10 protein-coding genes and 1 pseudogene are annotated in these 10859 nt (G+C 72.6%); 6 read left to right on the forward strand and 5 right to left on the reverse strand.

All coding sequences use genetic code 11. The features are described from left to right. Window positions 1-13: 13 nt before the first annotated feature. Window positions 14-1663, reverse strand: a complete 1650-nt coding sequence (locus tag GUY59_RS08735) for a RecQ family ATP-dependent DNA helicase (RefSeq protein ID WP_252374882.1) — start codon at window positions 1661-1663, stop codon at window positions 14-16. Between the two features lie 123 nt (window positions 1664-1786). Here GUY59_RS08735 and GUY59_RS08740 point away from each other — a divergent pair, with 123 nt between their 5' ends. From GUY59_RS08740 to GUY59_RS08760, 5 genes are all read left to right on the forward strand, one after another. Next, window positions 1787-2083, forward strand: a complete 297-nt coding sequence (locus tag GUY59_RS08740; protein ID WP_138200179.1) for a hypothetical protein — start codon at window positions 1787-1789, stop codon at window positions 2081-2083. A gap of 167 nt (window positions 2084-2250) precedes the next feature. Next, the gene (locus GUY59_RS08745; protein WP_138200178.1) at window positions 2251-2589 is read left to right on the forward strand and encodes an STAS domain-containing protein; all 339 of its coding nucleotides are present in this window, start codon (window positions 2251-2253) and stop codon (window positions 2587-2589) included. A 101-nt stretch (window positions 2590-2690) separates the two neighbouring features. After that, complete coding sequence (locus GUY59_RS08750; protein WP_201760636.1) at window positions 2691-3383, forward strand: YqjF family protein; 693 nt, start codon at window positions 2691-2693, stop codon at window positions 3381-3383. Between the two features lie 28 nt (window positions 3384-3411). After that, complete coding sequence (locus GUY59_RS08755) at window positions 3412-3618, forward strand: hypothetical protein (RefSeq protein ID WP_138200176.1); 207 nt, start codon at window positions 3412-3414, stop codon at window positions 3616-3618. A 137-nt stretch (window positions 3619-3755) separates the two neighbouring features. Further along, window positions 3756-4958: a cytochrome P450 gene (locus tag GUY59_RS08760; protein ID WP_442938965.1), complete on the forward strand. Its 1203-nt coding sequence runs from the start codon at window positions 3756-3758 to the stop codon at window positions 4956-4958. 37 nt (window positions 4959-4995) lie between these two features. On the opposite strand, the gene GUY59_RS08765 is transcribed toward GUY59_RS08760, so the two are convergent. From GUY59_RS08765 to GUY59_RS08780, 4 genes are all read right to left on the reverse strand, one after another. Next, window positions 4996-5724, reverse strand: a complete 729-nt coding sequence (locus GUY59_RS08765; RefSeq protein ID WP_138200175.1) for a hypothetical protein — start codon at window positions 5722-5724, stop codon at window positions 4996-4998. 85 nt (window positions 5725-5809) lie between these two features. Next, window positions 5810-7354: a serine/threonine-protein kinase gene (locus GUY59_RS08770; RefSeq protein ID WP_138200174.1), complete on the reverse strand. Its 1545-nt coding sequence runs from the start codon at window positions 7352-7354 to the stop codon at window positions 5810-5812. A gap of 3 nt (window positions 7355-7357) precedes the next feature. Next, window positions 7358-8947, reverse strand: coding sequence for a serine/threonine-protein kinase (locus GUY59_RS08775; protein ID WP_161714453.1), 1590 nt, complete (start codon window positions 8945-8947; stop codon window positions 7358-7360). Window positions 8948-8951: 4 nt separating this feature from the next. Next, window positions 8952-10556, reverse strand: a complete 1605-nt coding sequence (locus tag GUY59_RS08780; RefSeq protein ID WP_138208762.1) for a serine/threonine-protein kinase — start codon at window positions 10554-10556, stop codon at window positions 8952-8954. Window positions 10557-10609: 53 nt separating this feature from the next. Between GUY59_RS08780 and GUY59_RS08785 the strand changes: the two are divergent. Beyond that, window positions 10610-10859, forward strand: a pseudogene (locus GUY59_RS08785) (hypothetical protein); the annotation flags it as partial.

Here is a 10859-nt window from a genome sequence, read left to right on the forward strand (position 1 = left end):
CGCAGGGCGCCGGTCAGGAACCGGGGTTCTCGGTGAGGAGGTGCTGTTCGAGCACCGCGTCGAGTTGCAGTTCGCGGTAGCCGGCCGTGTCGAACAGGACCGTCAGCCGGTCCTCGCCGCGCTGGATGACCTCGCCGGGCCCCCACGTGCGGTGCTCGACCCGGGCGTGCGTGGGGAACGGCCCGGGTTCTTCCTGCTGCTGGTCGGTGACGCCCGCCCGGCACCTGTCGCAGTTGCCGCAGGGGTCGGGGAGGGGCTCGCCGAAGTAGCCGAGCAGGAAACGCCTGCGGCAGTCGCCGGTCTCGGCGTAGCGGCGCATCATCTCCAGCCGGGTGCGTTCGACGTCGCGCCGTCGCCCGGCCAGCTCCCTGGCCAGGCCGGCCGCGGTGTGCGGGGCGGGTGAGCCGGGCGCCGGGTCGATCCGCCGCGTGCCCAGGCGTACCGCGCCGGCTCTTTCCAGCAGGTCGAGCAGCATCGTCAGGCGGCGCGACGACAACCCGGTGCGCTCGCGCAGCGCCCTGCGGTCGCTTTTCGGGCCGGCGTCGGCGACCGCCTGCGCCACCGCGGTCAAGGTCTCCAGATCCGGTACGGCGCCGGTGAAGTAGCGTTGCAGGCCCAGATCCTCGGGCCGGTAGAACAGCACCGCCCTGGCCGCCTCGCCGTCCCGGCCCGCTCTGCCGATCTCCTGGTAGTACGAGTCCGGAGACCCCGGCACCTCGGCGTGGACGACGAACCGCACATCCGGTTTGTCGATCCCCATGCCGAACGCGCTGGTGGCGACTACGACGTCCAGCTCGCCGGCCATGAACCGGCCGTGCACGTCGTCGCGCTCGGACCGGCGCAACCCGGCGTGGTAGGCGGCGGCCCGCACGCCCGCCTCGCCGAGCAACCCGCTCAGGCGGCCGGTCTGCCTGCGTACCGCCGTGTACACGATGCCGGGAGCCGCCCGCTCGGCGACCGCGGCGGCGACCGTGGAGACGATCTCGTCGGCGGGGTCGTCCAGCGCCCGGCGTACCGCGAGCGAGATGTTGGGCCGGTCGAACCCCTGGACGATCTCCACGGGCTCGCGCAGGCCCAGGCGTTCGACGATCTCGGCCCGCACCGGTGGGGCCGCGGTGGCGGTCAGCGCGGCGATCGCCGGGCGGCCCAGCGCCTCGGCCACCGCCCCGAGCCGCAGGTAGTCCGGGCGGAAGTCGTGCCCCCACGAGGAGATCAGGTGGGCCTCGTCCACCACGAGGAGCGAGGGCGTGGCGGCGGCCAGGTCGCGTACGACGTCGGGCCGGGCCAGCTGCTCCGGCGCGCAGAACAGGAACTCCGTCTCGCCTGCCCGCAGCGATTCGAAGGTCGTGCGCCGCTCGCCCGCCGAGGTGCCGGCGTCCAGGCTCGCCGCCTCCTCGTCGCGCTCGCGCAGCGCCTCGACCTGGTCGCGCTGGAGGGCGATCAGCGGCGATACCACCACGGTGGGGCCTCGCAGGAGCAGCGCGGGCACCTGGTAGATGGCCGACTTGCCGCTGCCGGTCGGCATCACCGCCAGCACGTCGCGGCCCTGCGCCAGCGCCGTCATCGCGGCCAGCTGCCCCGGCCGCAGGTGGGTCAGTCCGAGGGCCTGCCGCGCCACCCGCTCGCACGCCGCGCCCGTCTCCTCCATCGGCCCTCCCGTCACGCCCCTTTCCCCTCGGGGGTGACTGCCCCGGCAGGTGGCCGGCATGTCCTCCGGTGGCATTCGGGGACCACGGCAGTGCGGGCACGCCGTTTGCCGGCGCCGGTGGCGGGCAGCCGCGCGGACATGAAGGAACCGTCGGTCGCCGCCTCGGGACAATGGCGCGACGACCAGGGCGTACGGCACCCCGCGGGCGAGGCTCACGCCTGGCGCCCGGGGACGAACCAGACTCTGTGCGGAGTGCCGCTCAGCCGGGGCCGGCTGCTCCGCTTCCACCACGTGGCCTGGCCGGAGGTGTTCCCGGAGTCGGGCGGCGCGGCCGAGCAGATCGGCGAGGTGTGCCCCAAGTGCGTCGCCGCCTCGGGGCGTCGATCACACCGCGGCTGGAGCCCCCGCTGGACGAGGAACAATCCGCGCCCCTGACCACGCGGCAACGGCGCCCTGACCGTGACACCGGCGACCCATGGCCCACTCCGGCGCCTCACTTCTGTGGCGGGGGAAGTGTGAGAAGGCGGTTGAGGCGACTGCCTCAGGGTACGGGACGGGACTCGGCGCACTCAGCGCTGGGCGTGCACGAGCTAGGAACCTTCATGAGACTGGATCTCAGTGTCAGCATGTCGGCCGGCGCTCCCGTCGTGGGGGTGAGCGGCGAGGTCGATGTGCTCACCGCCGATGATCTGTACGAATTCCTCGCTACGGTGATCCGCCAGCGTGGCCCGCGGCTGAGCGTGGACCTGCGGCGCGTGACGCACATGGACTCGCGCGGCGCCGCCGCCATGCTGCGGGCCCGTCGGCTGGCGCGCTCGCTCGGCGGGAACCTCACGCTGGTCGGTCCCAGCGCCCCGGCGGCCCTGGTGCTCCAGGCCGTCCTGCCCGAACAGGACCTCGCACCGCCGGGCCGGGCCGCGCCGGCCGCGCGCCGCAACTAGCCGTTACCGCGCGCCGCCACCGGCGTACCGGCAGGGGCCCCGGGGTTGCGTGTGCCGCCGGAGGGCAGGGGAGCGGGATGCGAGCGCCGTCCTCTCCCCGCGTGTCCTTTCCCGTGATGTACCACCGCTGGTCGCGGATGACGTTCATCCACTGGCGCTACCGGCCCGAGCAGGTGCAGGCGCTGCTGCCGGCCCAGCTCAGGGTCGAGCCCTTCGAGGGGGCGGCGTGGGTGGGGCTCACGCCGTTCCTCATGCGCGACGTCCGGGTGCCCGGTGTGCCCGCGCTGCCGTGGGTTTCGACGTTCCCCGAGACGAACCTGCGGACCTACGTGCGCGATGCGCGGGGGCGTACCGGTATCTGGTTCCTGTCCCTGGACGCGGGATGCCTGCCCGCGGCGCTCGGCGGGCGGGGCGGTTACCGGCTGCCCTATCACTGGTCCGACATGTCGGTCGAGGCCAAGGACGGCCACACCCGGTACAGGTGCCGCCGGCGCCTGCTCGGGCCGGCCGGCGCGCGGTGCGACGTGGACGCCGGGATCGGCGTGCCGCTGGTGGAGCACGAACGGGACGAGCTCGCGTACTTCCTGACAGCCCGGTTCCGGCTGTTCAGCCTCGTGGCGGGACGGCTGGCCGCCGCGCAGGTGGAGCACCCGCCGTGGCCGCTGCACCACGCCCACCTGGACGCCGTGAACGAGGACCTGATCCAGGCGGCGGGGCTGCCCGCTCCGGAGGGGCAGCCCGTCGCGCACGCCTCTCCTGGGGTGCCGGTACGGGTGGGCATGTGGAGCTGGTGACCATGCACCACGCATACACCTCCGGTGCATGACCAACTTCGGCAGGGGCAAGCCGCTCCCCTTCGGGCAGGCCTATTCGACGCTCGGCCGGCTGGTGCCGGAGCTCACGGTGGCCGACAACGTCGCCCTGCCGCTGCTGCTCGGCAAGGCCGGGCGGCGTACGGGCGAGCAGTCCGGATTGTTCCGTGAAAGGGGGACTGACGCGGCAGCGCTATCCTTGCATGACGAGCATTGATGCGCACCATGCATCTTTGTAGGGTCGTCTGAATGACCCCGACCGAGAACAAGGACGTGCTGATGGCCGAGGACAGCGTGACCGAGGACTCCCCGAACGTGAGCCCCACGATGATGCGGAGGATCCTGCCGGCGGACATGGTGGAACGAGGGCGTTGTCCGTTCGATCCCCCGGCCGGCCTGCGGGACAAGAGCGCGGTCCGGCGGCTGGAGCTGCTGAACGGGGCCCCCGCGTGGCTGGTGACGGGGTTCGAGGAGGCCCGTACGGTGCTGTCGGACTCCCGATTCAGCGCCGACAAGGTCCGCAACAGGGAGGCGACCTCGCTGCAGCCGCACGAGGTGGTTGAGATGCAGACGGCGCAACCGCTGAAGGCGGAGGTGGCCGAGCGGGAGGACGGGCTCTTCGTCTTCATGGACCCGCCCGAGCACACCCGGCTGCGGCGGCTGCTGACGGGCCAGTTCACGGTGCGGCGGATGCGCGAGCTGGAGTCGCGGGTGACGGAGATCGCGGTCGAGCACATCGAGGCGATGAAGGCGGCGGGCACACAAGCCGACCTGGTGCAGGCGTTCGCGCTGCCGCTGCCGTCGCTGGTCATCTGCGAGCTGCTGGGCGTGGACTACGCCGACCGCCGGTTGTTCCAGGAACGTACGGCCATCGGGCTGAACGCGAACGCGACCCCCGAGGAACAGGCCGTGGCGCGCGCCGAGATGTACGCGTTCATGCAGCGGCTGGTGGCGGCCAAACGCGCCGACCCCGGCGACGACCTGCTGTCCGGCCTCATCCACGACGCCGACCCGCCCCTGACCGACGCGCAACTCGTCGACGTCGCCGTCATCCTGCTCAACGCCGGCCACGAGACCACGGCCAACATGCTCGGGCTGGGCACGTTCGCGCTGCTGGAACATCCCGGCCAGCTGGAGGCGCTGCGTGCCGATCCCGCTCTGATCGACAACACGGTGGAGGAGCTGCTGCGGTTCCTGTCGATCATCCAGCTCGGGGTCAGCCGGGTCACCACGGAGCCGGTGACGCTCGGCGGCGTGGACATCCCCGCCGGCGCGACCGTCGTGATCGCCACGCCCGAGGTCAACCGCGACCCACGGCACTGGGCCGATCCCGACGCGTTCGACGTGCGCCGTGAGCGCACCCCGCACCTCGCCTTCGGGCACGGGGTGCACCAGTGCCTGGGCCAGCAGCTGGCCCGGGTGGAGATGCGGATCGGGCTGAGCGAGCTGATCTCCCGCCTGCCGGACCTGCGCCTGGCGGCGCCGGCCGAGCAGGTGCCGCTGCGCAACGAGATGCTCATCTTCGGCGTGCACGAGCTCCCGGTGACCTGGTCCTGAGCCGCCCTGCCCGGGGCAGCGCCGGCCCCGGGCCTCGTCAGTCTCCGCCGCCGCTGAGCTTCTCGGCGACCGTACGGGCCGTCTCCAGCGCGCCCGCGGTTATCCTGCCCTCGGGGTCCTCGGTGACGTCGCGGTCGTACTCGACCTCCACCACCGCGTTGCTCACCCGGACCCCGGCGATCGCCTTCGTCGGCCCGTGGTCGTCACCCTCCAGGGTGTACACGGCGACGTAGGAGTCGTCCCCGACGGCCGGCTCGGCCTTGGCATAGCCCCGGGGGATGAGCGCCGCCTTGTGCCGGCGGGCGACGAACTCCGCGTGCGCCTGCGCCACCCCGTCGGGGAACACCTTCGTGTACACCTTCAGCCTGAAGGTCATGTTCTCCGGCAGCCCCACCCCGTACTGCGGCAGGGTCGTCCACTCGCACTCCTCCTTGTACAACTTGGTCTGCTTGGGGAAGACCACCAGCTTGGTCCGCAGTTCCTCGGTGACGAACTCGCACGGGTCGACGTCGTTCGAGAACTTCGCCTCACCGGTCGGCGGCGGCTCGCTCGACGGGGGCTGCGTGCTGGGCGGCGCGGACGTGGCCGTCGTCCGCGCGGCGACCGGTTCGCCGGGCGGTGGGGGCGGCGGCTCCTGCCTCGTCAGCAGGAAGGCCACCGTGAACACCATGAGCACGAGCACCGCCATGGCCCCGCTGAGGAGGCCGGGCGTCACCCGGACGCCGCTGGGCCGCGGGGCGGGGGGCGGGGTGGGTACCTCGTTCATCTCGGTCCGTGGCGCACGGCTCCGGTCGCGTACGGAACTCCGGTGGGCGCCACGCCTCCTCTCGTGAACTTGACGGTTGCACGCATCAGCCTGTCCCGGTCGACCGGACGTCCCGGAGCGCGGCCACGATCGCGCGGGCCGCCTTGGTGGCTCTGTCCTGCTGCTCGGGTGTGAGCTTGGCGTTGGGGACGGACGAGTCGACCTCGATGACGAGATTGCTGACGCGTACCCACACGATGCTGTGGGCCTGCGCGAACGTCGTGTCCCACCAGTCCTGGCCGAAGGCTTCGTCCCCGAGGCCTGGCAGGTCGCGTACGGGCTGGTAGGTGAGGCTCTGCGACCGCCCCTCCTTGGTGGCCTGCGCCCGCTTCCTGCTGGTGATGATCCTCTTCGCCAGCGCCACCTGCGGCGCGTGTTCGATCTCGATGCCGACGGTTTTGTCCAGGACGCCGGCCATCCAGTCGCACTTGGTGGTGTCGGGACCCGCGCGCCTGCGCATCCCGGGCAGGATCTCGGCCGCCTTCTGGTCGCTCACCAGCCCGCAGGCCTCGGGCGCCGCGACGAACGCGCCGTCACCCTTCGCCTCCGGGGTGGGCGTTCCCGACGGGGTGGAGGCGGGCGGCGGCGAAGGGGACGGTTCCTGCGCGACCGGCGTGTTCTCCGGTGGCCCGGTGGTCCCGGCGGAGACGTTGACCAGGACCACCGCCGTGACGGCGACGGCGGTGGCGGCCGCCAGGCCACCGAGCAGGACCGGCAGCCTGCTCTTCCTGGAGGCGACCGGGACGGTGGTGGCCGTCATCACCGAGCGGCGCGCGGGCAGGGGAGCGGCGATCGGCTGGAGCCCGGCTCTGATCGCCTGCGGGTGCGGGCGCGCGGCCGGGTTCTTGTCCAGCATCGCCATCAGCAGGCCGCCGAACGGATGCGCGTTGACCGGTGGCGGCGCGGGCTGGGTGAGCACCGCCGCGACGATCGCCATGGGCGAATCGCGTACGAAGGGGCCGCGCCCCTCCACCGCCGTGTACAGGGTGGCGGCCAGCGACCAGAGATCGGAGGCCGGTCCCGCGGGCTCGCCGCGCAGGCGTTCCGGCGCGATGTACCCCGGTGAGCCGGCGGCCCCCGGGTGATCGGCGGTCGCGGTCGCGCTCGGCGTGTCGTCGATGTGCGCGGCGATGCCGAAGTCGGTGAGGACGGCCTCGCCGGAGTCGGTCAGCATGACGTTGCCCGGCTTCACGTCCCGGTGCAGGATCCCGCGCTGGTGCGCCGCCTCCAGCGCGTCGAGCACCCGCAGCCCGACGGCGGCGACCTGGCCGGGCGGGAGCCTGCCGCTCTCATGCAGCCGATCGGCCAGCGACCGGCCGGGCAGCAGGTCCATGACGATCCACGGCTGCCCCTGTTCGGCGATGACGTCGTGCACCGTGACGATCGCCGGATGGTTCAGCGACGCCGCCGCGCGGGCCTCGCGCAGGGTGTCCGTGAGCGCTCTGTCCCTCCTGGCCGGGTCGGCGGGCAGACGTACCTCCTTGACCGCGACATCGCGGCCCAGCACCATGTCGTGGGCCCGCCACACCGTGCCGGCGCCCCCCGCGCCCAGAGGAGCGAGCAACCGGTACCGCTCGGCGATCACACGCATGGGTCAGGCCTTGGCGTCGAGGTTCTTGACGAGGTAGGCGACGGCCTTCTCGGCCTTGTCACGCAGCCCTGGCTCCTTCTCGACATTGCGGGTGAAACGGACCTCTCCCACGATGTTGCTGGTGCTGAAGACCGAGTGCACCGAGAACTTCTTGCTGCTGAACGTCGTCTCCCGCTTCTCCCAGCCGACGGCCGTGTCGCCCGCATCGGGGATCTCGAAGACCTCGCCCTGCTCGGCGCCGCTGCCGCCGCGGCCGGCCTCCGACTCGGCCTTGGCCCTGGCACCCTGTACGTGCTCCTCGGCGAGCTTGGTCTCATAACCGTCGCCCTGCTGCGGATACAGGTAGAACCTGACGTGGAGCGCGAGGGATTTGTCGTCGCGAGATCTGCTCCACGCGCACTCGACGGAGTGCTCCCTGCTGCTGGTCAGGTACCTGCCCACGACCTCGGTGGCCTGATGCCTGGTGAGCAGCTGGCAGGGCCGGGGGATCGCGGTGAACTTGCCGGGCGTGCGCGCGACCGGCGTGGCGGTCGGCACCGGTGTGCCGGACGGGGAGGGCGCCGCGGTCGCCGGCCCCTGAGCGGTGGTCGTGGGGGCCGGGGCATCGGTGCCCGCCAGGGTGGTCGGAGTGGCGGGCGGGGCGGCGGGCGGCGCGCTGGTCAGGATGAGCGCGACCGCCGTCACGAAGACGACGAGCACGGCCGCGGCCGAGCCGTACACCGGGAGCTTGGGCACCATCCATGACGTCGGCTGCGTTCCCGCGGGCATGGTGGCGGCGGTGCCGCCGGTGATGGGCTGCAGGGCCGCCCTGAGCGTCACCGTGTCCTGGCGCCGCGAGGGCTCCTTGTCGAGCAGCCGCATGAGCACGGGCGCCAGCGCGCCGGCCCGCTGCGGCGGCCTGGGCTGCTCGGTCATCACCGCGCCGTGGGTGGCCATCGCGGTCGGACGCGCGAACGGAGGCACACCCTCGACGGCCGTGTAGATCGTCGCCCCGAGTGACCAGAGGTCGGCGGCGGGTCCCGCGACGTGGCCGGGCTCCTCGGTGAGCGCCTCCGGCGCGGTGAACCCCGGTGTGCCCATCGGAGCGCCGCCCGGCTGCCCGCCCGTTCCGGCCGCGATGCCGAAGTCGGACAGCAGGATGCGGCCGTCGTCCGCGAGCAGCACGTTGCCCGGCTTGACGTCGCGGTGCAGCAGCCCGCGCGTGTGGGCGGCGGCCAGCGCGGACAACACGAACAGCCCGATCGAGGCGGCCCACTCCGGCGCCACCGGCCCGCCCGTTTTCACGACCTCGTCGAGGGAGCGGCCCCTGACCAGCTCCATGACGATCCACGGCTCGGAGCCGTCCACGACCACGTCGTGGACGGCGACCACGGCGGGATGCCTGACCTGGACCGCGACGCGCGCCTCGTGCAGGGTGCGCTCGCGCAGCCGCGCGTGCTGGTCGGGCGGGAGGTTCGCGGGCAGGTGCACCTGCTTGATCGCCACCTCGCGGCCGATCACCGTGTCGTGGGCGCGCCACACCACGCCCATCCCGCCTCTGCCGATCTGCGCGAGCAGCCGGTAGCGCCCGCCCACCAGTCGTGGTTGGTTCATCGTCTCACCCCTGGCGTCCCAGCGCCGCCGCGACCCATCGGGCAGCGTCTCGCGCGCCCTTGCGCATGGACTCGTTGTCACCGATCTTCTTCGCGTCGAAGTACTGGATCTGCATCACGACGTTGCTCGTACGGAAGATCACGTCGTGCCGCGCCACCTGCCCCCGGGGATCGACCAGCTCGTAGCTGAACGCCTCGTCCCCGATGCCGTTGACCTCCTGGTACGCCTTCGACGTCTGCGTGAGCGCCTCCTCGATGCCGACATCCGGCCAGTTCCAACGAATCACCGCGCCGGAGTCCGCGCCGTTGAGCCTGTTGACGAACGTCTCCGTCGCCTCGTCCACGCTGAGCCCCCAGGCGCTGTCCAGCGAGGACAGCGGAACCGGGGACACGCCGACGCCGTTGCCCTCCGCCGTCCACTCGCACCCTTCCTCGTCGGCCGAGCCCTTGGGGGACGCCTTCGGGACCAGCGAACGCACCTGGGTGGGCGTCATGAGCGTGCACACGTCCACCGGTCCGCTGAACCTCGCGGCCGTCGCGGTGGCCGAGGGCGTCGCCGACGGCGTGCGTACGGGGGCGGAGGTGGCCGGGCGGGTGTCCGCGCTCGCCGTGGGCCGCGGCGTGGTCGGCGCCGATCGCGGCAGGAGCGCGGCGGTGGCGGCCACGGCCGCCACCGCCGCGAGCAGGCCGGCGCCGATGAGAACCGGCCCGCGCCTGTTCGCCCTGCGCGGCGTGGGCATGAGGGCGGTGGCGGCCGGCCCACCCTCCGCGACCTGCCGCAGCAGGTGGCCGGTCAGGCGCGCGTCGGGACGCTGGTGCGGCTCGCGCGCCAGCAACCGCATGAGCACCGGCCCGAGCCGTCCGGCCCGCTCGGGCGGCCGGGGCGGCCGGGTCAGCGCGTCGCGCAGCACCGTCATGGGCGAGGTGCCGCTGTAGGGAGCCTGGCCCTCGACCGCGGCGTACAGCGTGGCGCCCAGGGACCACAGGTCGGAGGCCGGGCCGCCGCGCTCGCCACGCAGCCGCTCCGGGGCGATGTAGCCGGGAGAGCCGATGAGCAGGCCCGACTCGGTGATCGTGGCCTGGTCCTCCAGCCGGGCGATGCCGAAGTCGGTGAGCACCACCCGCCCGTCGTCGGTCAGGAACACGTTGGCCGGTTTCACGTCGCGGTGCTGGATGCCGTGGGCGTGCGCGGCCATCAGCGCGTCCAGCACCCGCAGCCCGACCGCCGCCGCGCGTTCCGGCGCCCAATGGCCCTCGGCGGCCACGGCGTCCTTCAGGTCGCGGCCCTTGAGCATCTCCATGACGATCGTGGGCAGGCCGTCGTGGGTCAGCACGTCGTGAACCGTGATGATGTTCGGGTGCCTGAGCTGGGCGGCCGCCATCGCCTCGCGGGTCGCGCGCTGCAGCGCCTCCTCGCGCTCGGCCGGGGTGAGCGACTCGGGCAGCAGCAGGGCCTTGACCGCGACGTGACGGTCGAGCAACTCGTCATGGGCGAGCCACACCGTGCCCATGCCTCCCTGGCCGAGAGTTTGCAACACTCGATAGCGGCCCGCGATTTTTCCTTCCCCATTTCCCGGCACGCGGCCAACAGTATTGAGGACAGCTTTCATTTCGCTATATTTCACGCCGCAATCAACCAGTGAGCCCGAGCATCGGAGCGACGATGACGACAGCACCACCCGTGCCACCTGCGTCTTACTGGCCGGACCAGGGCGGTGAGCAGCCGTCGACCTCGAAGCCACCAGGGTGGGCGAAGGGCATCATGGCCGCCGCCGCGACGGTCGCGGTGCTCGGCGGCGCGCTCATCGCGGTGCGGAACGTGGGGACGCAGCCTCCTGTCGCGCTGCCCCCCGACCCCGGAGGCAAGGTCGAGGCTCCGATCTCCCCTCTTCCCTCGCAACCGACCCTCGGCC

The organism is Nonomuraea sp. K271 (assembly GCF_009908215.1).
In the GTDB taxonomy this organism is placed as follows: domain Bacteria; phylum Actinomycetota; class Actinomycetes; order Streptosporangiales; family Streptosporangiaceae; genus Nonomuraea; species Nonomuraea longispora.

What these genes read in the sequence shown, in the direction of transcription:
- GUY59_RS08755 (WP_138200176.1), top strand. Translation starts at nt 3,412, where the DNA reads ATGACCAACTTCGGCAGGGGCAAGCCGCTCCCCTTCGGGCAGGCCTAT.
- GUY59_RS08780 (WP_138208762.1), bottom strand. Translation starts at nt 10,556, where the DNA reads ATGAAAGCTGTCCTCAATACTGTTGGCCGCGTGCCGGGAAATGGGGAA.
- GUY59_RS08760 (WP_442938965.1), top strand. Translation starts at nt 3,756, where the DNA reads ATGGTGGAACGAGGGCGTTGTCCGTTCGATCCCCCGGCCGGCCTGCGG.
- GUY59_RS08775 (WP_161714453.1), bottom strand. Translation starts at nt 8,947, where the DNA reads ATGAACCAACCACGACTGGTGGGCGGGCGCTACCGGCTGCTCGCGCAG.
- GUY59_RS08740 (WP_138200179.1), top strand. Translation starts at nt 1,787, where the DNA reads ATGAAGGAACCGTCGGTCGCCGCCTCGGGACAATGGCGCGACGACCAG.
- GUY59_RS08770 (WP_138200174.1), bottom strand. Translation starts at nt 7,354, where the DNA reads ATGCGTGTGATCGCCGAGCGGTACCGGTTGCTCGCTCCTCTGGGCGCG.
- GUY59_RS08765 (WP_138200175.1), bottom strand. Translation starts at nt 5,724, where the DNA reads ATGAACGAGGTACCCACCCCGCCCCCCGCCCCGCGGCCCAGCGGCGTC.
- GUY59_RS08745 (WP_138200178.1), top strand. Translation starts at nt 2,251, where the DNA reads ATGAGACTGGATCTCAGTGTCAGCATGTCGGCCGGCGCTCCCGTCGTG.